The following is a 25,381-nucleotide window of genomic DNA, read 5'->3' on the forward strand; positions in this document are numbered from 1 at the left end:
TTGCGGCTGTTAGTTATTCGCTACGCGATCGCAACTGGTAGACCGCGATCGCGAAATCAAGTAACAACAGTCAATTCAGAAGCCATAATTCAAAAGTCTAAAGCGAGAATTCTCAATTAGATATTAGTCAGTGGTCAGTGGCAAAACACAACTGACAACTGACAACTAACTATTAGGACGAAAATTCGGCAATTCCACTGATGATAATGATGTGCGTCCCTTAGGTGGACGCTCTGGATAAACTACTGGTGAAGGCGATTGATTTTCGTAGGTAGAGTTATCATCTGATTCTTCAGGCAAATCAGTCTCCGATAATTCCATTTGATTCAATTGCAAGGCTTCAGACAAATCATTCTCTGGTTCTTCACCAGTTTTCTGAGTCAGAGGCAAAGTGAAGGATAGTGATGAGTTATTTATTGGTGAAAGTGTAAAATCTTCCGCTAACGAAGGATAAGTAGTTGTGGGTGTGACTTCTCCTTCAGATGCTGCCAATTGCCCTTTTGGTGAAATTTCTGCTTCTTCGTCATCCTCAAGGGTTGTTGCCCAAGTCTCCCAGACAGGCGTATCAGGTTGATTGCTGTCTAAATTTATTTCAACAGTAGGCGATGCTGATGATGCAGCTGAAGGCTGGGAAGTGAAAAACATTTGGATGAGACTATCTAGTTGCTCATCTAGTTTTGATGACCCAAAAGATGAAACAGTTTCTGGTGTAGTCGGAGAATCGTCTTCTGGTGTAGTCGGTTTATCAGTTTCTAAAGAAGTGGGTGGTTGAGAGGGAGTAGGCGTGTTTTCTTTATTCGGCCAGCTCCAAGGAGATGATGGATTAGGAGTGGGATAATTGCTTCCATATGAGGATGGTGTAGAAGATTTACTCCAAGGATGCTCGATTTTATTAGTAAAGGATTCTGGTTCTGCTGACCAAGGTCTGATGGGTTGCACGTTGGGAAACAAAGACCGAGCTTTTTTAGAGAATCTTGTTTGATGACTGGCTGTGTGGGCGGTATTATTTGCTGTTTCGTCTAGGGAGTCATAGCTGGGAACAGTTGTATCTAAACATTTTTCCAGCGCTGCCTTAAATTGCAGGGTCTGGCGTTGTTGACGCATCAGCCTAGTACGTAACTCTCGACAAGCATTTTCTGATTGCAATACCTGCTGAGATTGTTCGTTATAGTTAGTTTGTAGTAACGCACATTCCCGTTCTAACTGAGCAAGGCGCTGTTGGCTAATTTGTAATTGTGCTTTATAAGTATCGATAAATATTTCTTGACGTTGAACAGTTTGTATAGCGGTTTCTAACTGTTGAAATAGAGACTGGATTTGTTCTTGAGCTGCGGCAAGTTCTTGAGCTTGTTGGTTGAGCATCGACTCAGTAACGCTGGAGCGCCTTTTCTGCCACTCCAAAGCTTTTGCTGACTCAGCTAGGTCATCTTTGAAATGCTCTACTTGCTGATACAAGTGATTATTATCAGCACGTAACTCCTCATTCAATGCCAGCAGTTTTTGAAATTCAGCATCGATGAGTGTTTGTTTTTCGTTGTCCGGTTCTGCAACCCAGTCCGGCTGAGTTGGATCTGTCGGGGATGTGACAGCTGGCGGCTCGTGCTGTTCATCTTCTGCTGGTTTGAGGAGTGGCAATTGGGATGCCGTATTTTCAGAAGGCACGACTGAGTAAAAAGGACAGCTAGCCTGCTCCGATTGTAGTGAATTAGCAGAATTGAGAAATTCCATCACAGCCCTTTTGTTTGAGGTGTCAGCTTCATTCATCACTCTTGACCCACCCACTTAAAAATGTTTAGCAGTGCTAGCTTTAGCATTGCTGATGTGTCCGCTCAGGGTTTGTTCTAGAGGCCAAGTTGAAACCCTGAACATGAGTAATTAATCATTAGTCGGTGTTCCCCATTTTGCATCTAGACCTAATGACGTTATAACATTCTAATGTCATCCCCCGTCAACCTTAGTAATGGCGGGGGTTGTAGTTCAAATGCTACCAATGTACGGCTTTTAGTACAGATGCCAAGCAAAGGTTTTATGCGGCATTGCTTTGGTAAACATTTAATTGGTAGTAGCTTTCTGGTCAAACTTCATGCGCTAGAGAGACATTAGCACTGTATACAATTTAACAAACACTTTGCTCCCAAAAAATAACTAATTTTGAGAATTGAAATCAGGAGCAGAGGGCAGGGGGAGCAGGGGAAGCAGGGGAGGCAGGGGAAGCAAAGGAAGCAAGAAGAATAACAACTGATAACTGACTCTTGTACAGACGCGATTAATCGCGTCTGTACTCCTAACTCAACACTCTTTCAGGGCAACCAACGGGGATGAAATCCCACTAAAGGAAGTTTTTCTGGTCTGATTGAGTTAATGGCAGCATCGTCGATCGGTAATAAAGGCATGAACCATAAGCTACTGCTAGCGATCGCTTCTCCATCATCAGTTGTTAAAGTGTTTGCTGATGATGCATCGGCATTGGTTTGTGGCTTCACTTGGTCAAATAACAAGCTCGAACCATCGGGCGATATACTCATTTGCACATTTCGCTGGTCGATGGGTAGCACCAACAGAGGTTTCTGTGCCCCAGTTTTCAAATCAATTGCCACTACATAAGGTTGTTCTACGTATTCTGCCTGTGATATCAGTTGTGTTAGCAAGCAGTAGAGAGTGGAAGAAGCGGGAGCAGGATAAAATTGGCAGTCGATAATGGAACCTGGTGTTTTTAACAGAGGTTTCTGGATGCCTTGGTTAGTCACCAAAAACAAATCTCGCGTGTAATCTGTGTTGAATTTCACCATGGCAGCTTGTGAGCCATCTTTAGAGAAAGCTTGCACTAGCCCAAACTGTGGTAGAAAATCTAAGGGTTTATTAGCATCGCCTTGTATTGGTAAGATGGCTGCTCCTTGACCTTGAGCAACCGCTACAGCTTTACTATCAGGAGTGATGATAAAGTCTCCCCCTGGTTGGCTTTGTAGGCGCTTAGGGGTGGGCTTTTCTTCTGATTTGTCACTGGTTGCTGGCATAAACCATAACCCAAAGTCGCCAGGATTAGCTTTGTTCCCCCGTTGGACGACAATAGTTTCCCCATCAGGAGACAAGTCAAATTTCAGGTTTTGATAGTCTTTATTATCTAAAGTCAGGTCAACTTTACCCGGTGGTTGTGCTTGTCCAGATTCCCCTGCAATGCCTGTTGTCACTGTGTACAACTGCGCCGAAAGTAAGTCTTGACTTTTGGAACTGCGAGCCGAAAATAAAATTCGATCCCCATCTGGAAATGGCTTAAAGTCCATGACAATTAGGTCTTTGGGGGTCAGTACTTTTAGTTGCCCTTGGGTCAAGTTGTAGAGAATTAATTGTCCCTGGTTTTCTGGATCTGCTCCTATATAGCTAATGATGCGATCGCGCGTGCGAAAGTTGCCTGTAAAAGGTTGTATTACTCTATTTTTACCTTCTATAGAAGAAAATTTATCTTTCGCTCCCTGCAATTTCACTTGATAATTGATGCCATATGTTGCCGGGGACTTGAGTGTATAGACCATCCGCCGCCCTGCCCAACTAAATTTACCTTCTACGTCATCTGGATAAATTTTTAAGTTATCCTCTACACTTTTTGTGTCCATTGGGCGGCTAAAGGTGAGGGTGAAGGCTAAATCTTCTGCTCCAATTTGTTGATTTTGCCAGCTAAAATCCCGGACGCGAGCTGTTACTACATCACCTTGCATTATTAAAAAACCAATCAGCAGACTCAGCAGCAATATTAGTGCGATCGCCACGCGATCTAGTGGTTGGATAAATGCTTTATTAGTAGACATTGGTCAATAGTCAAGGGTCAATGGTTAACGGTCAACGGTCAATGGTCAATAGTTAGTTGACTCTTGACTAATAACTGTAAGGATTCTCTGGTTGAGGAATCTTTTTGAGAGAGGTGGCGGCAATGGTGAGTTGGCGTTTACCTCCTAATTCTTCTGTGGTCATTTGTCCTTCTACTTCCAGCCAAGTATCAGCAGCATACCGCTCTTGATTAGCTGGTAGTTTGACAGGTAATCCCACAGGATATGCATCTGCTGCACAGCAAGATAGGACAAATCGCGCCAAGAATAAATATTCCTTGCCTACATTTGGTGGTTGGATAACGAATCCCTGAACTTTGACTTTTTGTCCTGTATATGAATCTGGTTCGGGGTAGACGTTGAGGGTGCGTACCCAGTCTACAAGCGATCGCTCTTCTGGTCGCACAGAAGCTCGAAAGGCTTGGGGTTTGACGCGTGTAGTTGATACTAAATCAGCTACATCTTGCTGAAGTACCTTGTCACTGGCAAAAACTTGCGGTGCGATCGTGAACCCCAGAATTGCTGCCGTCAACAAAAAGCCACTACCCCAACCAGGGGCAAATAAACTAATATGTTGGGTACTTGGCACAATGTCACGCCGCCGTCGTCGCCAAAGTTCTTGCCCTTTAAAGCAACCAACAAGTATCAAAGTTATACCAGTAACTATCACTAACCAAAAGTAATTTGGGTGAATCAACAGGTTTAGCTTACCAGTCAGCCAATATCTCAACAGCAAAATGCCCCAAGCTGTAATTGCGATAACATCCAGCCAAGGTAATAAAAGATTTGGGATTTTAGATTTGGGATTTTGGTTAGTCATTGGTCAAGAGTCAAGAGTAGAGACGTACCATGGCGCGTCTGTACAAATCAGTAGAAAATAACAACTGACAATTAAAGAACATGCAAGTTCATGAAGAGAGTGAACAAAAATGTCAATTGTCCTGCTAAGGCAAATAAGTAAAAGACAGTCCTGGGTTTAAAAATAGATAACATCAACCCAACACTTTTAATATCAATCATTGGGCCAAATACCAGGAATGCTAACAAAGAACCACTGCTAAAAGTTGAGGCAAAAGATAGGGCAAAGAATGAATCGACTGTAGAACAAATTGACACTACTACAGCTAATATCAACATGACTACAATTGAGGTAATAGGGCCAGCACCCAGACTGAGGATTAATTCACGAGGGGCTAAGACTTGAATTGCCGCAGCGATCGCACTTCCTAAAACCATCACACCCCCCAATTCTCGCAATTCTTGGATGCTGTTATCCATTAGTAGGCGCAGTTTATCTGCTAAAGGTTTATGAGAAGAGGCTATAACGTTTTCCTGTCCTAAACTAGTGTCCATCCGTGTGGATAAACCTGCTTTCCCTCCTAAGATATAAGTCCCGGATTGCAATAAACTGGGTGCAGTTGCTTGGGGTTGTACTTGGTAACGTTTCCCACGGCGTTTGGTTTCGGGTTGTACGGGTGGATTAAACTTCAGATATCGAGCGATCGCAGGTTGGACGATAGGAATCAAATCTTTTTGAAAACTGAAGACAAAACCGACAATTGTGGCGATTAATAAAGAAAATACAACTCGCAAAACCACTATTTCTGGCTGATCTCGAAATGCCGTCCAAGTTGCCCAAATCACAATTGGGTTAATCGTTGGTGCTGCTAGCAAAAAACCAATGGCTACAGGCGTGGGTACTCCCTGCATCAGCAACCGCCGCGCTACCGGCACATTACCACACTCACACACCGGAAACAAAAAGCCAATCATACTGCCGACTAAAGCACCCAATAACGGATTTGTTGGCATTCTTTCTACTAGTTTGCGCTCATCAATAAACAACAGCAGCACACTAGAGAAGAAAACCCCGAGAAGCAAAAACGGCATCGCCTCGACTAGCAGACTCAGAAATATAGTGAAACCATTGTTCAGTTGATTCATGGGCTTCGCAGTCAAAAGCGGTTTGGAGTTTTTAAGTTATGCTTTGTCATTCTATCGAAATGGGGATCAAAAGCATGTATGGACAGTTCAGCATTATTGAAACAGCAAATTGGTATTTGGTTTATAGTGGTGCTGACACGCTAATGATTGCCAGTTAGTCATAGATTGTGATTTTACCTGAGTGCATCTACTGATGATAACCATTTTTAAGATTGTCCGCTTTCCAAAATAGTTCCAAGTTATCGGGGAAAGCATCTAGTCGCATAATGCTTAATTACATAATATTTATACTTGCTGTGAGTAGGCTAGTTAGTATGTTAACTTCTATGCATTTTTACAAAGGATTCATAGTTTTTAAACATTTGGGGATCGCTATTGGTTGCTAGCAACCATGTTTTTGCCCATTTATCAAAAAATTGAATATAAGCTGTGGTTGATTTCTACTATAAAAAGTTTCAAACTACAAGTCTGAAGCAAACTAAATATTGTTAGTTGTGAGTCAGTGTGGTCTTGGGGTCTCCCCAAGTGGAGCATCTGGCGTGGTTTCCCCCATAAACAACTGACGTTAGCGTAGCGGTAGCGACGTTAGGAGCGTCACCCGTTCGGCGAAGCCGTTCTCGTTCGCGCATCGTCTCCCCTTGGGAGAAGAGTAGGGTCAGCTGTTATTTCTCGCTCATCTTCCTCATCCCCTGTGTCTTGATGGCATAAATGCTGACAGAGGCTAGAATATTAGCTTATTCTTTGCCAGTCTTTTTTATACATCAGGGTATCCAGTGCCACAAGAATTTAGTTGCTTAATATCATCGCCAGTTTTGTCTGTGGGTAGCGATCGCGATCTCGGTTTGGAGTCAACTCTCCAAGAACTGCCAATGTACAATTTTCAGGTGGAAATTAGTTGTACTGGTGCGGAAGTTGCTAATTATTTTGAAAAACACCCACTTCTACCAGGGGTAATCTTGCTAGAACAAGGAAAATTCATTGGCATGATTTCAAGGCGGCGACTGCTGGAATTTTTGATTCGCCCTTACGGGCAAGAGTTATTTGTCAAAGAAGGGTTGGATGTTCTCTATAGTTATGCGCGGACAGCTATTTTGCTGCTTCCCGATACAACATCGATTTTGACAGCGATGCAACATACTTTGAGGCGATCGCCTGAATTTTTGGCAGAACCAATCGTAGTACAAACAGCTGCTAATACCTACAGATTATTAGATATGCATGACTTGAATCTTGCTTCTTGGCAAATTCAGGGAATAGAAACTCAGGTGCGATATGAACGCAGCCAAGCCCAAATGATTCAAAATGATAAAATGGCTAGTCTTGGGCGATTAGTAGATGGGGTAGCTCACGAAATTTTAGACCCAGTGGGGTTTATTTGGGGTAACTTAACTTATGTTTCTAACTACAGCCAAGACTTGTTAAAGTTAATTGCAGCCTACGAAAAAGGTTTACCTAGTACTTCCGAAGCGATTAAGCAACTTAAAGAAGAAATTGAATTTGATTTTTTAGAACAAGATTTATCAAAAGCACTTACTAGTATTCGCACTGGTGCAGAAAGATTAAAAAAACTTGTCGCTGGATTACAAAACTTCTGTCATATTGATGAAGTTTATCCCAAACCGATGGATTTACATGCTGGTTTAGATAGTATTATTTTATTAATTAAAAGCCGTTTAAAAGGAGAAATTGAAATTATTAAAAACTATGGTAAACTGCCACCAGTCTCTTGCTTTATGGGTCAGTTGAATCAAGTTTTAATGAATATTTTGATTCAATCTGTGGATGCTTTGCTCGATGAAGCCGCACGACAGCAACTACATTTAGAAAATACTAAAACTTTTAATAAACCTAGAATTGAGATTAATACAGCTGTTATTTCTCAAGAAGCAACCAAACCAAATGCACCAGATTCTCGCTGGGTTTCAATTTGTATTGTTGACAATAGTTCGGGGATGTCTCATGAATCACAACAGCAAATTATAGAGTCTTTCTCTGTTAAAAAACGAGCTGATAAAGAAACTAGTTTGGCAGTAAGTTACCGAATTATTACCGCCAGACATGGTGGTAAATTGAATTTCCGTTCGCAACTGGGTGTAGGCACTGAATTTGAAATATTACTGCCCTTAGTTTGATTGTGTAAGCTTCTACTTAGAGAAATAAGATATTAAGAAATCATATATATTTTATTTTTAAATATCTTCTGACTTGATATAGAAATCATATTTGATTTTTGAAAAAAACTCAGTACACTTCTACTCCCTTTTTCCTGCTCCCTGTTCCCTACCTACGCCAATAATTTCAAAAATCAAACCGTATTCCTATAGTAGTTAGTTAATGTTTTGCATGGTACTTTATTGCTTAGGGAGCAGTAGGAGCATGGGAAGTAATTTATATTAGAATAAATAGTTATTCTAGCTCCTTTAACTATAGTGTATTTCATTCATTTTAAAATGAATGAAATACACTTAGTAGTATAGATACAAAAGTTTCCGTTCCTAAATATAGGACTCCTATTTAATTTTTTAAAAAACTCAGTACACTTCAAAGAGCCTTCTTTTCTCTTCCCTGTTACCTCCCTAAGCAAGTAATTTCAGAACTAAAACCGGATTTCTATATATAATCTATTCAATTAAGAAGCTTATAACTACATAATTGAGGTTTTGGCAAGATGGAATATACTGATAATTAAATATTTTATAACTCAACTATTTTTGGAGATTTTAGATACTTTAAACAATCTTTAATTAAATTTTTTTAAGTATTGTTAAAATATATTTATTATGAAATAATTCAGGTCTTCAAGATTTTTTAAATAACACTAAGGTAATAAATAAAGTTTGTTATGAAAGAGGTTTTAGGGAATACTTTTAAACCAGCTTCTGATATAGAAAATAATACTGTAGAATCTTTAGCACAACAATGGGCTAAAAAGTATTTGCAGAATCTTCAAGTTGATACCAGCAATCTACAAAGTTACAATCGACTGAATTTGTCAGAGTTATTGTCGTCGTCGGGACGAGAGAAAACTGCCCAAAAAATAATGGTATCTTTACGGAGTGTTAGTGCCAAAGCCTGGAATAAAACAGAGGCGTTGCTATCGAAGGAGGTCAAGCGGCATCGCATAGACCCAAACATAATTAATCCGTGGGAAATTGCGGCAGATTCATTTAAGATTTACCAAAAAGCTTTGGATGTGTACACTCAGCAGTCAGAGTTGCGACCCCTTTCTCTGGTAATAAAATTAGCCCAGGAAGATAATTCGCTGGATGAACGAGCGTTAGAAGACTACACTGAGCAAGTAGCTCCTAATCAGCTGGCTACGGTAATTGGTGCGGATATGGGAGCAATCAGAAAGAAATATACGAGTATTGACCCCAGAGTTATCGGCTTTGTGAGTATTCAGTTTCATTACACTAGCCAAATGCTTATAGAACCACTTGATTCTGTAGAGCGATCGCTTATTGGTGCATACTTTAAAGTCATTGATGACCATCTATATATGCCATTGCAACGTGCTTATGAGGCAGCAGCGGAGCATGATTTTGATTCCACCGTAATGTCTGCGGTGCAACAGCTTTTGCCAGTTAGTACACAAATAGCCAAGAACATTTGCCAAAGTGTAATTGAACTTTATCCAAATTACCACTCTCTATCTGGTAGATTGAGTGATTCAGTGGTGAAAACCTCTAGTATCCGAGATGTAGAGATGTTTCAAGTCTACCTATGGGTATGTGCTTTAGAAGGAAGCATCGCTGCTGTCCAACAAGAGTTATTTCCTTTATGTGTCATGCTCTATCCTCCATTAAAAGTGGAGTGGGATCTAATTCGCCACATGCTGTATTTGCTGGGGCAGGAAATAAAGTCTCGCTTAACTCCACAACAAGCTAACACCTTAATGCCATATTTTCAGGCGTTATGGCATATGTTTTCTCCAGAAGTGTTTGATGAACTTGGGTTATGAGTAGGAGACAGAAGGTGAGTCAGCACGGTCTTGGGGAGCCGGTGAGGTCGAAACTGCCAGTGGCGAAGGTTTGTCCATCGGGACTCCATGCCATTGACAATACCCAACTTGTATGATCTTGCCAAGTATGCAGGCAGTGACCTGTGCGGGTATCCCATAATCTCACCGTACGATCGCTACTACCAGTGGCGAGGGTGTTTCCATCAGGACTCTATACTACCGACCAAATTGCACTTTTATGTCCTTGCAATGTATTAAGACATTGGCCTGTGCGGGTATCCCAAAGTTTCACTGTTTGGTCACAACTGCCAGTAGCAAGGGTGTTTCCATCAGGACTCCATGCCACTGACCAGACGACATCTGTATGCCCCAGCAAGGTATTGAAGCATTGACCAGTGCGGGTGTCTAATAGCCTGATTGTGCGATTGACAAAGGTTAATCAGATTGCCGCCACCGTAGCCGGACAAGTTGTTTTTCGATGAGCGATCGCCAACTTAAAGACTCTAATGCTTCTAATATTTCTCCTTTGGAAACTGTGGGAATAATGTCTGCTTGCAACTCGCTAATAGTTGTCCATTCCCGATTAATTGCCAACCAGCACATGATGCTTTCTTCTAAGGGAAAAAGCCGTTGGCACTGTTGATCGAGCAGACGACGAATTCCGTTAAAAACTACTGTCTCTTGCTCTAGAAATTCCTTAATTTTGCCATCAAACAAGTCGCAAATTGAGGTGGCAACAATTTTTAATGCTAGAGGAGTATTGCTGTAGCGATCGCATAATATTTGCTTTTGCACTGGTGTTCCTGATAGTCCTTTTGCCCGAACTATGGCTTGTGCTGCCTCTTGCGATCCCTGTAGTGTTAGAGAATGCACAGCTAACTCTACTCCCTCAAAGGCAGCAATTTATGCTTGTCTACAATCCATTGCTGTAACGTGTTAAGTTCTGTTGTGCGTCCGTAGAACGCAGAAACATCTATCGCTTCTCCCCAATCGCAACGTTTATTTACAATCTCTACTGAGGATTTTACGGTTACTGATGCCGGTGGTACGGCATTACCTAACTCGACGATCGCTTGCCAATCTAGATTTAATTTCAGGCAAATTTTGAGAAAATTGGAATAATCTACAGCTTTTCCAGTGAAAAAACTTGCTGAAAGTTGCTAAAGCTAGTCCTAATTCTTCCGAAAAGCTTTTTTGGCTGGAAAAACCATTGCGTTTGAGAGCTAATCTAACGTTTTCCAGACATTCGGGGCGAACTTTGAGCGATCGCGACATCCGTAACATAGATTAACAGCGTGTAAATACTTATTTATCTTACTTGAAAGTTAGTAATAAGTCAGTATATTCTCAGTCTGGAACTTAGTCATCAGCAGGTTTTAATGGATTGGTAAAGTAGTAAACGTTTTTTAGAAGGCAGGAGGCAGGACGTGAGTCCAGCTTCCATCTCGGCAGAAGCCTAGACGGAAGACTGACGAACCCGAAGGGCAGGAGACAGAAGTCAAAAAGAGGATAAGAGGATAGGGAGCGGGGGAGATAGGGAGAAAGAAGCCAATTTCAATACAGTTTTTACCCTCCGCCCCTCTGCCTCCACTCATCGCTCAACATCTAGTTCCAACTCTTGATTCTTAAAGTAAAGCAACCATGAAAACTTTTGATGAAATGAAACAGGAAATAGATGTACCCGTCGTGATGACAGATAATCATGGTCTAGTCACTTATGTGAATGACTGCTTTACCTCTATTTTTGGTTGGAGTACGGATGAAATTAAGGGACAAATTATTACAGTAATTATTCCTAAAAGTTTTCATGCACCCCATCATCTGGGATTTTCGCGTTTTTTAACTACAGAACAGTCAAGTATACTAAATCACCCACTTCGCCTGATTGGAATTGCCAAAAATGGAAAAGAAATTCCAGCGGAGCATTTAATCGTGGCAGAAAAACACCAGGGAGTGTGGGCGTTTATGGCAATTCTGCGTCCTCTTTAAGGAGGTTGTCCATGGGTGCTGATTTAACGGGTTTGGTCGAGCAATTGCGGGCGACTCTGGGCAAAATGGAAGTGGCACTAGGGGCGATCGCTGATGCTATTGTTTGGACAGGTAAAGATGGAAAGGTACAGTGGTGTAATGCTGCTTTCGACCAGTTAGTGAATAAACCCCATATTTTAGTTATGGGCGAGAATTTGATCGATCTATTACCTTTAAAACAAATAGGTCAACTTTTGCCACCTGAGTCTTACCCTAATGTACAAGTTTTGAGGGGAGAATATCAAGCAACCGAATACGAATTTCAGCAAAGCGTAGCAAAAACAGGTCCAACGCAGTTCAGCAGCCAATCCTTAGCAATTCAGGAACGATGCCAACATCGCTGCCTAACTGTGGAGATTATGGGAAATGCTGTAGAACTGCCTGATGGCAACAGGTTAGCTATATTAGTGATTCGCGATGTATCGCAAGCAAAGCGTTTGGCAGCAGAACGCTTCTCAGCAGAACAGAAACGACAAGAATCTTTATCTTTACTCCAAGCGACGCTAGAATCCACTGCTGATGGTATTTTAGTCGTCGATAACGATCTTAACGTTCCAGTATTTAATCAAAAGTTCCTCCAGATGTGGTCAATGCCCGAATCGTTAATGTTACCAGAAAGGGGCGATGAACGATTGAGGTTCATGGCTGCACAGATGCGAGATCCACAAGCCTTTGTTGCTAGAATCAAGCATCTTTTCTTTGATTGCCCCAAACAAGAAGCTTTGGATTTGCTGGAATTTAAGGATGGGCGGATAATTGAGCGCTACTCCCAACCCCAATGGCATGGTAATCAAATCAATGGTCGGGTGTGGAGTTATAGAGATATTACTGAATGTAAGCGAGCTGAAGTAGCTTTAAGTGAAAGTGAAGCTAAATACCGTCGCATCGTCGAAAATGCCAATGACATAATTTCTTTGATTGATATAGACGGTAGAATTTCATATATTTCTCCAAATTTAACTAATCTGACTGGGTACGATCCTACTGAGGTCAAGGGAGACTACTTCATCAACTTCATTCATCCTGATGACCAGCAAAAATTTTTAGTAGCTGCGTACAGATTAGTCACAGCAGATGAAAAGCAATCTGGAATCGAGTACCGAGCTAGACTCAAAGATGGTGGTTGGCAGTGGCAAACTACTAACTTAGCGATGTCACAAGATACTAATGGCAACTCACTGATTATCAGTGTGGCGCGTGTGATTACCGAGCGCAAACAAGCAGAGGAAGCCTTAAGTCGAAGCGAAAAAAAGTTTCGCCATATTTTTGAGAATTCTCAAGTCGGCATCTTCCGTAGCCGAATTGAGGATGGACTAATTCTAGAAGGCAATCAACGCTTTGCCGAACTCTTAGGTTACAGTTTCGTCAAAGATGCCATTGGGAAAAGTTTAACTATTGAGTTTGATGCAAACAAGAGCGCTTATCAACAGATGCTAGCTGAACTGCGTGAAAAAGGCGTAGCGAACAATTTTGAAATTCAGTTTCGTCAACACAATGGCACAACACGCTGGGGACTATTTTCATCACTACTGAATCTTGAAGAAAACTGTATTGAAAGTGTAGTCACAGATATTACTGTTCGCAAACAAGCCGAAGCGGCACTTCAGTACCGCGCTCAGGTAGATAGCTTGGTTAATAGTATTTCTCGACATTTTATTGACCAAGATGTAGATACTGCCATCGATTTTACCCTGCGATCGCTCGCAGAGTTTACAGGAGCAGTACGCAGCTGTATTTTTGAATACTTTGAACCAAAAATAGAGTTTCAATTAATTCATGAGTGGCGTACCGCTGGTATTAACTACTTACCTAACACTGCTAAAACAATTGCTGTTGAGCCATTTACCTGTTTCTACAGCCAGATTCTCAATGGTAAACCAACCCAAGGCTTACAAGTTTCCCGTGTTGTAGATACAACTCTAGAGGTGGCAACGAACCAAGAATTGATTCAATCTGTAGTCTTTGTACCGATAATTCACTCAGATATAGTGGTGGGACTACTGGAATTAGAAGCGATGAACTCCTCTAAAACGTGGAGTCAAGATGAAATTAGTTTACTGCAACGAGTGAGTGAATTAATTGCGATCGGGCAATCTCGCTACCAAGCAGAAGAGGCACTGCGAGTTGCCAAAGAAGCTGCTGAAAATGCCAATCTTGCTAAAAGTACTTTCTTGGCAAATATGAGCCACGAACTCCGCACTCCTCTCAACAGCATCTTGGGATTTACCCAGCTCATGAGTCGCGATTCCGCTATCAATTCTTCTCAGTTAGAACATCTGGAAATTATTAGTCGCAGCGGGGAATATTTGCTGACCTTAATTAATGACGTGTTATCCATGTCGAAAATTGAGGCAGGTCGAATGACACTCAGCGAAAATAGTTTTGACCTATATAGTCTGCTTGATTCTCTGGAAGAAATGTTCCGATTCAAAGCAGAAGCCAAAGGCTTACAACTGATTTTTGAGCGTAGCCCCGAAGTGTCTGCATATGTGCATACAGATGAAAGTAAATTGCGGCAAATTTTGATTAATCTCCTTGGTAATGCTCTAAAATTTACTCAAGAAGGGGGAGTAACACTGCGCGTTAGAACAAAAACTCCTAATCCCCATTGCCCTATTTCCCAGTCCCCAGTCCCTAGTCCCCAGTCGCCAATCCCCACTTACCTGCATTTTGAAGTTGAAGACACTGGTCTTGGCATTGCTCCCCACGATTTAGAAAAGTTGTTTAAACCTTTTATCCAAACAGAAACTGGTCAAAAATCTCAACAAGGAACAGGTTTGGGTTTAACCATTAGCCAACAATTCGTGCGTCTTATGGGGGGAGATATCACTGTTAAAAGTACTTTAGGTCAAGGAACTATTTTTTCTTTTGAAATCCAGATTAGTCCAGCAGAAGTAGCTGAGGTTCAAACTAAACAGCTAAAACGACGAGTAATTGGTCTAGAGCCTAATCAACCCAAATACCGTATTTTAGTAGTTGAAGATAAAAGAGAGAACCGCTTACTCTTAGTTAAGATGCTGACATCACTTGGCTTTGAGGTACGTGCCGCTGAAAATGGTCTAGAAGGGGTAAGCCTCTGGAAAAGCTGGGAACCACATCTGATTTGGATGGATATGCGGATGCCAGAGATGGATGGGTATGAAGCAACAAAACAGATTAAAGCCCATTTAAAGGGTCAGGCTACCGTAATTATTGCTTTAACTGCTAGTGCTTTTGAAGAGGAGCGATCGCTGATTTTGTCTACAGGCTGTAACGACTTTGTACGTAAGCCCTTCCGCGAGGAAGTCATTTTGAATAAGATGGCTAAATATTTGGGGGTGCGTTATGTCTATGAACAGGAAACTTCTCACCAAGACCAATTAAAAGAAAATTCTGAGCTTGAGCTTTTATCTTTAGAAGAAGCTCTGGCTTTGATGCCTTCTGAGTGGGTGTCAAAGCTACACCAAGCGGCACTATGTACCAATGAAAAGCTGATTTTCAGCTTGCTTGGAGAAATTCCTGAAGAATCTGCTCATCTCACAAACACCCTAGCTAATTGGGTCAATAACTTTCGCATTGATAAAGTTATTGACCTGACGGCGTGAGCAGGGGTCTGGCAGAATCGGCAAGCAACCACAGGCAGCCAAGCAATAAGTAGATAAAAATATTTACAGTCATTGCGAGCGCAGCGAAGCAATGACATTATACAGCTTATGTGAGTTGGAGGCTGAAAGGACACAGTCTCGTTCATAGGGTAGAGCTTACCATTAAAGCGAAGGCTAAAACCTTTGATATTGCTTGGGAATTTTTAACTCACATAAGGCGTATTGTGTAATTAATTATGTTTACCTACTTAATCTACTAGCTTATTTTTGCTGCGTAATCTTGGCAATTTCTCCAACCCAGCGCTGACGGTCTGGATGTTCTAAATTTAAAATATCTTCTAAACTCCAGTGGAAATGAAATGCAATACAGGCTACCTCCTCATTCAGCGTATCCGAGGGGTAGCCTACGATTCCCCCGCTAAAGCTAACTCCACTTGAAACTGACTATTGCATTGAGGACACTGCACAGGAATATAAGCATTACCCTGCTGATTAATGCGATTGTAAAACTCTCGTAAATAGGCCAGATCCCGCGAAAAAAGATTTTCTAATAAATCGGTAGTTATCTCTGATAAATTGCCCAAACGAATAATAACTCGTGATAACATCACAATCACTCCATAAGCTGAATTATCCTGAGCAACACGGTTTTTTTGGAGATAGATTTCATCTTTTGCGGTTGCCAGACGCATCACACCCTGACGATGTATGTTCCCATCTGCATCTACCAATCCTCTAGGAAGAATAAAGGTGAATTCTGTGTGAATTGTGTGTTTACTATCCATAAATTTAATGTATAAGTATAAAGCAAGAATTAATAACTATTTTCTGCTTTTGTCTTTGACTTTCACCTTATAGCTTACTCTTGACTTTCTTTCTCTTCTAGTTCATTAATTTGACGATAAAACTGCTGCAAATAACTCAGGTCACAAGCAAAAAAATTTTCTACTACCGCAGGTGTCACTTCTTCCAACGCCCCCAAGTGAGTAATCACGCGAGATAAAATAATTACCGTCGCGTAAGCTGGATTCAATTTTACACGAGGGTCACGCAACGGCACAATTTCATCCATTGCTCTAGATAAACGCATCACACCTTTGCGGTGCAAATTGCCGTCTGCATCCAGATATCCTTTGGGTAAAGTAAATTCAAATTCAGTTTGTAACATTCGGTGTTAAGCTAACGTGCATCCTAGCAGCATCAAGTGAATAAAGATTAGCTGACTTGAACCCGCTTTAATTCTTCAACCACAACCTCTATCTCCTCAATTTCATGTTCGCTACCAGCAGCTTGAACATCAGAAATTGTATATCCAGTAGGCCAAGCATTTTTGAACTCCAATCTAAACTGCTCATTAGCCGCTTGATTGTAAATTACTAAAGAACCATCTCGCCTTTGTTCGCCCCATTTTCCTTCCTGGACAGCCGCTAGCCATTTCCACATAGTCATGGAAATAGTTAGACCTCGACGCAGAACTATATTGGAATAAGTCACGTTTCCAGGAATTTTAGTGCGGATAATTCTTCCATTGGTCTTTCCATTTTTGCCCCAAGTTTGAGGTGTCACTTCTGAGATTTCTATTACCTGTTGGGTGGTCTTAAAACCTTGGCATTCCATAAAGTAAGCATCAACTGGTTCTTGACTGCCATCGAGCTTTAGTTCTAGATAAAAACGGCTATTCGTCAGGATTTCTGGAAAATCTGACATAATCATTACCTCCTAAAAATAGGAAAAAAAGAAGGATGAATTAATAAATTATCGGTATTAATCTAAAAAGCAAGTGTACTAAAAAATTAGATTTATCGATATTTATTATGTGGAATAATTTCATCCTTCATCTTTACTTTTTACGTTCAAAGTAGGTAAAGCCAACTGTTACCGTTTCTGTGAGTAAATCTCCACTACCAGCTGTAAAATCTCCTGTTGCATAGCTGGTAGGAAAGACATCTGTAAATTCGTACTGAACTTTTTCGTCCTGTCCATCATAGATAGCAAGTTTTCCTAATTTACGGTTCTTGCGACCCTCTGCTTTACCTCCTGAAAGAGCTTCGGCATGGCATTTGTTGTACCAATCAAGCAGTTGTTTGGAGTCAGCAGTTGCTACACACTCAATGGTAATTTCAGAGCATTCTACGCCGCCAATAGTAGCCTGTGTCTGGGTTTTTCCGTCCTTAGTTACACCAATAGGTGCGTCGCCACCAGCAACTGTCATTTTCATTTGCATACCACTGATTTTCTGTATCAGAATCTCAGTGAGTCCATCAGCTTCAAAGTAAAACTTGGCATTAGAGATAAACTCTGCCATAAAAAAACCTCCAGACAACTAGGTAATAATTGATGTAATTAATCAGAAAAACCAGATTTAAATCTATTTTGTGCGATTTATATTTTCACAAGTTAGAGTGTAAGTTTCTTCGATATAGTCGTTGCCATTCACATCCAAATCTCCAATTTTATACTCAGATGGCCAAGCTTCTTTTAAATCCCAGCGCAGAACTTCTTTACCATCAGTATCATAAGCAACTATAGAGCCTGTTTTCTTACTTTCTAACCATTTACCTTCGCCCTTTTCAGCTTTGGGCATACACTTTTTAAACCAAGCATACATTTTCTTACTGGTGCTATCGCTATCACCACTCATCAGAGTTGAAACTTCAATTGTAAACAGTCCTTCAAAACCGGCAGAGTTAATCTGTCTAATTGTTGTTCCACCTTTAGTAGACATCAAAGGTTTATCTTGACCTTTGACTTTTGCCTCAAATTTGACACCACCAACTTTGCTAAAAGCCATATCAGTCATACCATCAATTTCAAAGTAAAAATTACTGGCAGCAATTGGTTTAAGTTCACTAGGCATGATAACTCCTTACTTGTTTTCGCAGATTTTTGTGTCGATAAAGAAGAAGGGTAAGGGGTAATACCAATTCGTAATTCGTAATTCGTGAAGCAGTACGGTCTTGGGGCCTCCCCAAGTGGAGTAACTGCTGAACCCGAAGGGTAATTCGTAATTAAGAAAGTCAGATTTAATCTGGGTTTATATTCTTTGAATCTGTAGCCTTCTTTTCAAAAATTGGTATAAAGGGTGTTTCTTCTGTTTCTTTCCCCTACACCCCACAACGCCAGTCGCCTCAAGTCGGGAAACCCGCCCACGGCGCTGGCTCCCCTTACACCCCTACACCCACTTTTATTGATTAGGTGCCCATTGACTAAAGCGGAAGATGACAAATTCCGCAGGTCTGACTGGACAAACACCAACTTCGATGTACAAACGACCCAGCATCATGGTTTCGTGAGTGTTGATGCTAGCGTCGCACTTGACGTAAAAGGCTTCCGCAGCCGAAGCGCCGAACAAAGCACCTTCTCGCCAGAGTCTTTCTAAGAAGTTACTGACGGTACGGGTGACACGTGCCCACAAATCTTGGTCGTTAGGCTCGAATACTACCCATTGAGTACCTAGTTCAACGGATTTCTCGATATAACTCATCAAGCGGCGAACGCTGATATAACGCCATTGCACATTATCCGGTTCTACCAAAGTCCGAGCCCCCCAAATGCGAATTCCTCGGTTGGGGAAGGTGCGGATACAGTTGATGCCCAAGGGGTTCAACAGTTCTTGTTCGCGCAAGTTGGTTTCATAGGCTAAACCAATTACACCTCTAGGTGTATCATTAGCGGGGGCTTTATAGACACCCCGCGTTTCATCTGTGCGACACCAGACCCCCAACATGTGACCAGAAGGAGGAACCAAAATCGGTCTACCACCGTTACGGGGGTTGGGTACTTTAATCCAAGGGTAGTAGAGGGCGGCAAATTGCGATCGCCGATTAAATGCACTCAACCACTGGGCAATATGCTGCGGCTTCACCTGAGTTGGAGATACCGCCGTACCACCACCCTTGCACGGTGGCGGGTCTAGCACTACCATCCGGTTGGGGGCCGTATTTTCGCACAGACTAACCATTGTCTCCATAATCCCATGCACCTGGTCGAGATCCAAGATGCTATTTTGATATGCTCGCAACAAGTCAGGGAAGGCAATCATGGTAACTTCGTCAATCTCAAAGATACCTTGCATACCGGTGCGATCGTCGCGTACCCCTTGCACATCTCGCGGGAAACGGTCTGGGGTAGATATCACTGGTGGCGGACTCACCTCATAGCTACCATTGGCCGGACGACGCGATAGAGGTTGTCCGGGTGTCTCTAAGTCAAGCGCATTGACAAACTGAGACTCTTGGAGAGCTGTCAAAACATAAGTACCTGTTTCTGCTTGAACTTCCGGGTTCATCGACAGATGGTCGTACTCTTCTAGAACTTCTCCATTCCGGCTAATCACAACTTTAAAGAATTCACCAGTATTTAACGGTGGTTCTGCTTCTGGGTTTTCTGGCGGACGAGGCTGACTTTCGGTAATCGCAACATTCAATCGACCCTCTTCCCCAGTTTGGTCATTTTCACCTTCAGCAGGCTTGAGGGCAAATTGTAAAGAGGGACGATTACCTGTAGTACGAATCTTAAGAGCAGTTTCCTCGGCAGGTGGTGGCTGTGTACCTGGAAGTTTGGTACCAATACTTGCTACCCAACAGCGTCCTCCGCCATTCAGAAACCAACCATTAACGGCAAAGGGTAAATAAGCATCGAAATCTGTATAACCATCAGAACCTTGTTTGGCATAGTATTCCAGATACTCATTCCACGATGTCACCAACATCGGTTTAAACAATTCGGCATCACCACGCACATCTTCGGTAAAGCCGATAAATCCAGCAATATTAGTACTCACACCCTCTATGGGGCGACTACCTCGGTCTACTTCTTCGACGTATACACCAGGAGCAAAGTAATCTAATCTAGGCATAGTGGCTGATTTTCCTATAAAAGAGGAAGGATGAAGATGAAAAATGTTCGACAAAGCTAAGGGCGAACATCCTTCATCCTTCAGCCTTTCTTGAGCAACATTTCCTCGTTGGTCTTGGTTAGGAGATTGCTTTGCAGATTAAAGGGAATTGTCAACGTCACATACAAAGCTGGACGTAATGGAACACCCAAAGCACTCCACAAAGCAGCAGCATCAATGGGATGCACAGCAGAAACGGTCATTGACAATTCGCCATGACCGCGTAGTGCTGGAGCTAATACCTCCTCTTGTAGAGAGTGGTGATGTAACAGTATTATCAATACCTCTGACAGCAGACGTTGTTCTCCCAAACTGGTGAAATCCCAAGCACTCACCAGAAATGACACATCAAACCATCTAAGTGGGGACATCGATAACCCCTGCTCAATTGGATGACGACAAACCGATTGCTGTATATAAACATTTTCTCGGATGTTGTAACAGTATAAATTCAGCCTAGGGTTTACATTCTGCTCCACACCAGGGTGGTTGAAATCAATTTGCTCTGTACTGAGCAGGGAAATTCCGTCAGCTAAAATTTCTGCTAAAGTCTGGGTAGCAGCTGGGATCATAAAACACAACAGCAGGGTTCCTTAAATGCTCTGTACATGCATTACAGAGCCATTAAATATACGCACTTAAAATCCATGTACTGAGGGTGGAGCGTCCTTGCCAGAGTTCCTAATCTAGGCAGCAAAGAGAACTTTATTTGCTACCTACACTATGAGAGAGCGAAGGGCTTATAAAACTCAATAAACCTTTTCTGGGCTAGCTATTCATAGCTTAGATACCTAGCAGTCTAGTGGTTATTAGACTTTGGTCGATATTCTAAAATAATTGTTTCAATTACATCAATTGCGAGTTTGAGCATATAAGCTATATTAGTCCGTATTTATACAGTAAGAAGCATAATTTCCTTATGCGGAAAATATCGGAGGGCTTGTAGCATCCGCAACGCTTTTTGCTATTAGAGTATGTGGGAGAGTAAAAGATGAAGGCTGCTACCCAAAATTTGACTGCTCAGATGCCTTTACCTTCATCTACGCACAATTTACCAAGTAAGTTGTCGGAAGTTGATGTTAATAAAATTTGCCAACTCATTGTTCAACAGTTAGCGGCCCTGCTGCCAACTGTGGCTGTCTGGACTGTATATTACAATTTAGATACGGGAAAGCGCCAATTAGTGGCGGAATGTATGCAAGAGCAAATGGCTTCCGCTCACGCAATACCCTATTTGAGGACTGGCTACTTTGGATCCGAGCATCACCTGAATTCATATCTGCAACAAGAAAAATGGTTGCTAGAAGATTTACCTTTTCTTGAAATCGTTGAATTCAAGGTGACACAAGAGTATTACGTCTATGTTTGCTGTGTGGGCGAACAAAGTGTAGGAACAGCGGAATATATACTTATATGTACTGCTGAGATACTTTCACCCGGACAGCAACAATCACTACTTGGCAATGCTCAGCTGCTGAGTCAGTATTTAGTAATGTATAAAGAGCGATCGCGTCACATCACAGAAATTGCATCTTTATCTCAAGCACTGGGACGAACAGAACATCAACTGCGGAATCCTTTAGCATTAATTAATTTGTATGCTGAAAATCTCCGCTTGGCTTTGCCATCAGGCTGCTTGCAAGAACAGGCAACACTCATTCGCCAAACAGTAGATCGACTCAGTGCTAAGTTGACGGATTTACTTTACTACGGGCAACGAGCAAGATTGCAGATTGGGCAACATAATTTACAAACAATTGTTGCTGAAAGTATTCAAGGTCTACAACCCTGGTTAGAACAGAAAAAATTACAAATCCACTATCCCGATAAACCCGTGCATGTGACAGTTGATAGTTGGCAGATAAAACAGGTTTTTGACAATCTATTAGCTAATGCAGTTCATTTCAGTCCTGATGGTGGGACAGTGAATTGCAATTGGCATGTGTATAATCATGAAGTTTTAGTGGAAATTTGCGATCGCGGTTCGGGAATTTCCCAAGAAGACTTAACGCAAATCTTCAAACCTTACTATTCTCGGCGTTTAGGTGGCACTGGTTTAGGATTAGCGATCGCTCAGAAAATCATTCTCGATCATCAAGGCAACTTATGGGCAGACAATATTCCTGAAGGTGGCGCTCAATTTTCCTTCACTTTACCAATTAAAAGGTAAAAGTAAAAAAGAAATATTTCTTTATCACAACTTGGGGACATAACTATGATTTATAGAACAAGGTAAAGGATAGAAAACCACCTCTATCCAGCTTTTTTGTGTTTTTTAATTACGAATTATAAATTACGAATTACGAATTACGAATTACGAATTACAAATTAGTATCACTCCCTTTAATAAACCAGGGGAACTACCATGAATGGTACAAAAGAGCTAGTTTCAATTCTGCTTGTAGATGATGAACCACACTTTCGGCAAGGGATACGCACTTTATTAAACTTTTATAACAATAGCAGTTGTGTAGATTTAAATATTGTTGGGGAAGCAGCCTCTGTTGAACAAGCTGTGAAGTTAACCACAGAGCAACACCCATCTCTAATTTTGCTAGATTTGGAATTGCCTCCAGAAGATGGAATTACCGCCTTACACCGTTTTACAGAATTATCTTATAAAGGCAAAGTACTAATCTTGTCAGGACATCAGCAAGATGATTGGGTATTTCGAGCTATGCAGGCTGGTGCCTGGGGTTACGTATTTAAAGACCAATTAGCTACCCAACTATACGAAGCTATTACCACTGTAATTAACAATAAAGTATATTTACCTCCAGAAGTAGCAACTGGCTTTTTTCGTTTATTTCACTATTACACAGGACAATCTCTGACTGCCGGTACTAGAATTCAGTTAACCGAACGAGAACGAGAAGTATTAAATTGGTTAGTCCAAGGAGCTTCTAACGAACAAATTGCCAGACACCTTTACATTACAGTTGCTACCGTTAAAGCTCACTTAACAGCCATCTTTGAAAAATTAGGTGTTGCTAGTCGTACTCAGGCAATTGTCAAAGCTTTAAAGATGGGTTTGGTTTGCTCTTAGAGAAAGGGTGTAGGGGGGTAGGCGGGCTGACAGGTGTAGGTTTTTTACGTTTTGTTCCTAAAACCCTGGTTTTAGTGTGTAAGGGTGTGGGGGTGTAAGGGTGTAGGGGTAGAAGAAATGATTATTATAGCGTTAGTTTTATAGTCATTACTCATTGCTTGATTAAAAACCTACACTTGTGAAGGGAAGGGGGGTAGGGGTGCAGGGGAGAAAAACTACAGCTACACGCACTTCTAGAAAGCGGCTGATAGGCGGCGTACCACCTGCTATGAATGAAATAAAACATCTTAATTCCCCCCTACGCCCTTACACACTCACACCCTTACACCATATTTCCTAACAGTGTAGAGTGAAGAAAAAATTGAACTGATGAAAGAATCACCAGTAAGGTCGTATCGAGATTTGAAAGTTTGGCAAGAGGCAATGAATCTTGGTGAGTCTTGTTATAAATTAACCAAAGCATTTCCCAAAGAAGAAACTTATGGGATGATTATACAGATTAGGCGAGCGGGGGTATCGATTCCAGCTAATATTGCTGAAGGTTATGGAAGAAGGACGCGTGGCGAATATATCCAATTTCTGTACATTGCTCAAGGTTCACTCAAAGAACTAGAAACACATTTATTATTGTCCATTCGTGTCGAACTAACTTCATCGCCAACTATTACTTCTGTTCTCAATCAATGTGAATCAGCAGGCAAACTTTTATTACTCCTAATTCGCGCGCTGGAAAACAAAGGTTAGAGGTGTCAACAATTCTTTACCCACCTACACCCCACACCCTTACACCCCTACACCCTTATCTTCTCACCAATGAGTAATTATTTAGCCATTGCCACTGTAACTGCTACTCTACAAAGAACATTGCAGGCCTGTGTACAAGTAGATGTCGATGGTGCAAGGGCGACAACTGTCAGACCCGATCGCTTAAATAGTGCTTCGCCAGAAACTGGAGTTAATATTTATCTTTACGATATTTTGCAGAATAATGCTTGGCGTAGTGCGGAATTGCGACATCGCCACTCTGACGAGAAGTATACTAAGCAACCGCAAACAGGTTTGGATCTGTATTACTTACTGACTTGCTATGGAAATGAGGTGGAGTTGGAACCGCAGCGCCTGATGGGAAGCGTCGTTCGCACCTTGAATAGTAAATCAATTTTTACTCAGGAGATGATTCGCGAAACTGTTGCAGACTCAACTTTTACCTTCCTAGCAGGTTCTAACTTGGCCGAGCAAGCTGAGACGATCGCTATTTCTCCTGTCGATCTAAATGTCGAAGAAATATCCAAAATTTGGTCGGTATTTTTCCAAACCCCTTACTCTCTATCAGTTGGTTATAAGGTCAGTCTAATTTTGATCGATAGCGGTGAGATACTCAAAAAACCTTTACCCGTACGCAATCTTCAGCGTCACGTTACACCATACCAGCCAGCGATCGCCCAAATTAAAGTAGTAGAAGCACTATCTAACCTTTGGCAAACGCAGCTGACAACAACGCCGTTGATTCTTGCTACCAGCACCTTGTTAATTCAAGGCAATAAGTTAAGTGCAGACAATACACAAGTACGTATTGGTGATGTCAAGACAATCCCACAAACAGTCACAGATAGACAAATTGCTTTGGATCTCTCCTCAATACCCGTAGAATCCTTACGAGCGGGTGTTCAGAGTTTACAGGTAATTCATCCTCAGCAACATGTTAGCTCAAATGTCGTGCCAATTTTGTTACGCCCAACTATTCAAGAAGTTACAGTGTCTAATTTACAAGGTAGGGGTAATGACACGCGATCGGCTGATGTCACAGTGCTAGTTAATTTTACCATTGATAAAGCTCAGCAAGTAACTTTGGTACTAACTGAACTTTCACTTTCACAATTTGCGGGATACTCCTACGATCAAACTAAGCATCGGCGTGGCAATTCCCACTCAATTACCTTTGCAATTACTGATTGTTTGCCCGGAACTTATCTAGTACGCCTGATTGTAGATGGTGCAGAAAGTCTTTTTACAGTCGATACAGACCCTAAAAGTCCCACATTCGAGCAGTATATCGGGCCTGTAGTAGTGATTTCCTAAGGAGGTAGGAGATAGGAGCCA

At 41.7% G+C, this 25,381-nt stretch carries 24 protein-coding genes; 8 read left to right on the forward strand and 16 right to left on the reverse strand.

Annotation, left to right across the window (positions count from 1 at the left end):
• Positions 1-165: 165 nt before the first annotated feature.
• The 4 genes from RMY31_RS07275 to RMY31_RS07290 all read right to left on the reverse strand — a co-directional run bounded on the left by RMY31_RS07275 (position 166) and on the right by RMY31_RS07290 (position 5,765).
• Positions 166-1,764, reverse strand: a complete 1,599-nt coding sequence (locus RMY31_RS07275; RefSeq protein ID WP_322657852.1) for a hypothetical protein — start codon at positions 1,762-1,764, stop codon at positions 166-168.
• 536 nt (positions 1,765-2,300) lie between these two features.
• Positions 2,301-3,803, reverse strand: coding sequence for a hypothetical protein (locus tag RMY31_RS07280; RefSeq protein WP_322657854.1), 1,503 nt, complete (start codon positions 3,801-3,803; stop codon positions 2,301-2,303).
• A 67-nt stretch (positions 3,804-3,870) separates the two neighbouring features.
• Positions 3,871-4,641 carry a TIGR03943 family putative permease subunit gene (locus RMY31_RS07285; RefSeq protein WP_322657856.1) on the reverse strand — a complete coding sequence of 257 codons (771 nt, stop codon included), beginning with the start codon at positions 4,639-4,641 and terminating at the stop codon, positions 3,871-3,873.
• Positions 4,642-4,712: 71 nt separating this feature from the next.
• Entirely contained in the window at positions 4,713-5,765 is a 1,053-nt protein-coding gene (locus RMY31_RS07290) for a permease (RefSeq protein WP_322657857.1), read from the reverse strand.
• 773 nt (positions 5,766-6,538) lie between these two features.
• Here RMY31_RS07290 and RMY31_RS07295 point away from each other — a divergent pair.
• On the forward strand, positions 6,539-7,897 hold the full coding sequence (locus RMY31_RS07295) for a sensor histidine kinase (protein ID WP_322657858.1): 1,359 nt from the start codon (positions 6,539-6,541) through the stop codon (positions 7,895-7,897).
• A gap of 710 nt (positions 7,898-8,607) precedes the next feature.
• Complete coding sequence (locus tag RMY31_RS07300) at positions 8,608-9,726, forward strand: hypothetical protein (RefSeq protein ID WP_322657859.1); 1,119 nt, start codon at positions 8,608-8,610, stop codon at positions 9,724-9,726.
• Between the two features lie 19 nt (positions 9,727-9,745).
• Here the strand turns inward: RMY31_RS07300 and RMY31_RS07305 are convergent, their stop codons facing one another.
• From RMY31_RS07305 to RMY31_RS07320, 4 genes are all read right to left on the reverse strand, one after another.
• Complete coding sequence (locus tag RMY31_RS07305) at positions 9,746-9,892, reverse strand: WD40 repeat domain-containing protein (RefSeq protein ID WP_409877561.1); 147 nt, start codon at positions 9,890-9,892, stop codon at positions 9,746-9,748.
• 45 nt (positions 9,893-9,937) lie between these two features.
• The gene (locus RMY31_RS07310) at positions 9,938-10,072 is read right to left on the reverse strand and encodes a hypothetical protein (protein ID WP_322657890.1); all 135 of its coding nucleotides are present in this window, start codon (positions 10,070-10,072) and stop codon (positions 9,938-9,940) included.
• A gap of 89 nt (positions 10,073-10,161) precedes the next feature.
• Positions 10,162-10,599: a hypothetical protein gene (locus RMY31_RS07315; protein ID WP_322657860.1), complete on the reverse strand. Its 438-nt coding sequence runs from the start codon at positions 10,597-10,599 to the stop codon at positions 10,162-10,164.
• 180 nt (positions 10,600-10,779) lie between these two features.
• Positions 10,780-11,010 (reverse strand): hypothetical protein, encoded by a 231-nt coding sequence (locus RMY31_RS07320; RefSeq protein WP_322657861.1) that lies wholly within the window; start codon positions 11,008-11,010, stop codon positions 10,780-10,782.
• A 357-nt stretch (positions 11,011-11,367) separates the two neighbouring features.
• Between RMY31_RS07320 and RMY31_RS07325 the strand changes: the two genes are divergently transcribed.
• Together RMY31_RS07325 and RMY31_RS07330 are read left to right on the forward strand one after the other, a co-directional pair.
• Positions 11,368-11,715, forward strand: a complete 348-nt coding sequence (locus RMY31_RS07325; protein ID WP_322657862.1) for a PAS domain S-box protein — start codon at positions 11,368-11,370, stop codon at positions 11,713-11,715.
• 11 nt (positions 11,716-11,726) lie between these two features.
• Positions 11,727-15,338, forward strand: coding sequence for a PAS domain S-box protein (locus RMY31_RS07330; protein ID WP_322657863.1), 3,612 nt, complete (start codon positions 11,727-11,729; stop codon positions 15,336-15,338).
• A 261-nt stretch (positions 15,339-15,599) separates the two neighbouring features.
• On the opposite strand, the gene RMY31_RS07335 is transcribed toward RMY31_RS07330, so the two are convergent.
• From RMY31_RS07335 to RMY31_RS07370, 8 genes are all read right to left on the reverse strand, one after another.
• Positions 15,600-15,749, reverse strand: coding sequence for a DUF6760 family protein (locus tag RMY31_RS07335; RefSeq protein ID WP_322657891.1), 150 nt, complete (start codon positions 15,747-15,749; stop codon positions 15,600-15,602).
• On the reverse strand, positions 15,743-16,123 hold the full coding sequence (locus tag RMY31_RS07340; protein WP_322657864.1) for a phage tail assembly protein: 381 nt from the start codon (positions 16,121-16,123) through the stop codon (positions 15,743-15,745). The genes RMY31_RS07335 and RMY31_RS07340 overlap by 7 nt, the downstream gene beginning before the upstream one ends.
• A 74-nt stretch (positions 16,124-16,197) precedes the next feature.
• Positions 16,198-16,506 (reverse strand): hypothetical protein, encoded by a 309-nt coding sequence (locus RMY31_RS07345; RefSeq protein ID WP_322657865.1) that lies wholly within the window; start codon positions 16,504-16,506, stop codon positions 16,198-16,200.
• Between the two features lie 47 nt (positions 16,507-16,553).
• Positions 16,554-17,045, reverse strand: a complete 492-nt coding sequence (locus tag RMY31_RS07350) for a phage tail protein (protein WP_322657866.1) — start codon at positions 17,043-17,045, stop codon at positions 16,554-16,556.
• A gap of 133 nt (positions 17,046-17,178) precedes the next feature.
• Positions 17,179-17,643 carry a phage tail protein gene (locus RMY31_RS07355; RefSeq protein ID WP_322657868.1) on the reverse strand — a complete coding sequence of 155 codons (465 nt, stop codon included), beginning with the start codon at positions 17,641-17,643 and terminating at the stop codon, positions 17,179-17,181.
• A gap of 63 nt (positions 17,644-17,706) precedes the next feature.
• On the reverse strand, positions 17,707-18,195 hold the full coding sequence (locus RMY31_RS07360) for a phage tail protein (RefSeq protein ID WP_322657869.1): 489 nt from the start codon (positions 18,193-18,195) through the stop codon (positions 17,707-17,709).
• Between the two features lie 327 nt (positions 18,196-18,522).
• Complete coding sequence (locus tag RMY31_RS07365; RefSeq protein WP_322657870.1) at positions 18,523-20,196, reverse strand: phage tail sheath family protein; 1,674 nt, start codon at positions 20,194-20,196, stop codon at positions 18,523-18,525.
• Positions 20,197-20,276: 80 nt separating this feature from the next.
• On the reverse strand, positions 20,277-20,807 hold the full coding sequence (locus RMY31_RS07370; protein WP_322657871.1) for a Pvc16 family protein: 531 nt from the start codon (positions 20,805-20,807) through the stop codon (positions 20,277-20,279).
• 419 nt (positions 20,808-21,226) lie between these two features.
• Here RMY31_RS07370 and RMY31_RS07375 point away from each other — a divergent pair, with 419 nt between their 5' ends.
• The 4 genes from RMY31_RS07375 to RMY31_RS07390 all read left to right on the forward strand — a co-directional run bounded on the left by RMY31_RS07375 (position 21,227) and on the right by RMY31_RS07390 (position 25,360).
• A complete protein-coding gene (locus RMY31_RS07375; RefSeq protein ID WP_322657872.1) occupies positions 21,227-22,405 on the forward strand; it encodes a sensor histidine kinase in 1,179 nt (392 codons plus the stop codon).
• Positions 22,406-22,600: 195 nt separating this feature from the next.
• Positions 22,601-23,281: a response regulator transcription factor gene (locus RMY31_RS07380; RefSeq protein WP_322657873.1), complete on the forward strand. Its 681-nt coding sequence runs from the start codon at positions 22,601-22,603 to the stop codon at positions 23,279-23,281.
• A 369-nt stretch (positions 23,282-23,650) separates the two neighbouring features.
• The gene (locus RMY31_RS07385; protein WP_322657875.1) at positions 23,651-24,025 is read left to right on the forward strand and encodes a four helix bundle protein; all 375 of its coding nucleotides are present in this window, start codon (positions 23,651-23,653) and stop codon (positions 24,023-24,025) included.
• A 69-nt stretch (positions 24,026-24,094) separates the two neighbouring features.
• Positions 24,095-25,360 carry a DUF4255 domain-containing protein gene (locus RMY31_RS07390; protein ID WP_322657876.1) on the forward strand — a complete coding sequence of 422 codons (1,266 nt, stop codon included), beginning with the start codon at positions 24,095-24,097 and terminating at the stop codon, positions 25,358-25,360.
• Positions 25,361-25,381: the final 21 nt, after the last annotated feature.

The organism is Dendronalium sp. ChiSLP03b, assembly GCF_034531165.2.
In the GTDB taxonomy this organism is placed as follows: domain Bacteria; phylum Cyanobacteriota; class Cyanobacteriia; order Cyanobacteriales; family Nostocaceae; genus Dendronalium; species Dendronalium minutum.

What these genes read in the sequence shown, in the direction of transcription:
- RMY31_RS07275 (WP_322657852.1), bottom strand. Translation starts at nt 1,764, where the DNA reads ATGAATGAAGCTGACACCTCAAACAAAAGGGCTGTGATGGAATTTCTC.
- RMY31_RS07280 (WP_322657854.1), bottom strand. Translation starts at nt 3,803, where the DNA reads ATGTCTACTAATAAAGCATTTATCCAACCACTAGATCGCGTGGCGATC.
- RMY31_RS07285 (WP_322657856.1), bottom strand. Translation starts at nt 4,641, where the DNA reads ATGACTAACCAAAATCCCAAATCTAAAATCCCAAATCTTTTATTACCT.
- RMY31_RS07290 (WP_322657857.1), bottom strand. Translation starts at nt 5,765, where the DNA reads ATGAATCAACTGAACAATGGTTTCACTATATTTCTGAGTCTGCTAGTC.
- RMY31_RS07300 (WP_322657859.1), top strand. Translation starts at nt 8,608, where the DNA reads ATGAAAGAGGTTTTAGGGAATACTTTTAAACCAGCTTCTGATATAGAA.
- RMY31_RS07320 (WP_322657861.1), bottom strand. Translation starts at nt 11,010, where the DNA reads ATGTTACGGATGTCGCGATCGCTCAAAGTTCGCCCCGAATGTCTGGAA.
- RMY31_RS07325 (WP_322657862.1), top strand. Translation starts at nt 11,368, where the DNA reads ATGAAAACTTTTGATGAAATGAAACAGGAAATAGATGTACCCGTCGTG.
- RMY31_RS07330 (WP_322657863.1), top strand. Translation starts at nt 11,727, where the DNA reads ATGGGTGCTGATTTAACGGGTTTGGTCGAGCAATTGCGGGCGACTCTG.
- RMY31_RS07340 (WP_322657864.1), bottom strand. Translation starts at nt 16,123, where the DNA reads ATGGATAGTAAACACACAATTCACACAGAATTCACCTTTATTCTTCCT.
- RMY31_RS07345 (WP_322657865.1), bottom strand. Translation starts at nt 16,506, where the DNA reads ATGTTACAAACTGAATTTGAATTTACTTTACCCAAAGGATATCTGGAT.
- RMY31_RS07350 (WP_322657866.1), bottom strand. Translation starts at nt 17,045, where the DNA reads ATGTCAGATTTTCCAGAAATCCTGACGAATAGCCGTTTTTATCTAGAA.
- RMY31_RS07355 (WP_322657868.1), bottom strand. Translation starts at nt 17,643, where the DNA reads ATGGCAGAGTTTATCTCTAATGCCAAGTTTTACTTTGAAGCTGATGGA.
- RMY31_RS07360 (WP_322657869.1), bottom strand. Translation starts at nt 18,195, where the DNA reads ATGCCTAGTGAACTTAAACCAATTGCTGCCAGTAATTTTTACTTTGAA.
- RMY31_RS07365 (WP_322657870.1), bottom strand. Translation starts at nt 20,196, where the DNA reads ATGCCTAGATTAGATTACTTTGCTCCTGGTGTATACGTCGAAGAAGTA.
- RMY31_RS07370 (WP_322657871.1), bottom strand. Translation starts at nt 20,807, where the DNA reads ATGATCCCAGCTGCTACCCAGACTTTAGCAGAAATTTTAGCTGACGGA.
- RMY31_RS07375 (WP_322657872.1), top strand. Translation starts at nt 21,227, where the DNA reads ATGAAGGCTGCTACCCAAAATTTGACTGCTCAGATGCCTTTACCTTCA.
- RMY31_RS07380 (WP_322657873.1), top strand. Translation starts at nt 22,601, where the DNA reads ATGAATGGTACAAAAGAGCTAGTTTCAATTCTGCTTGTAGATGATGAA.
- RMY31_RS07385 (WP_322657875.1), top strand. Translation starts at nt 23,651, where the DNA reads ATGAAAGAATCACCAGTAAGGTCGTATCGAGATTTGAAAGTTTGGCAA.
- RMY31_RS07390 (WP_322657876.1), top strand. Translation starts at nt 24,095, where the DNA reads ATGAGTAATTATTTAGCCATTGCCACTGTAACTGCTACTCTACAAAGA.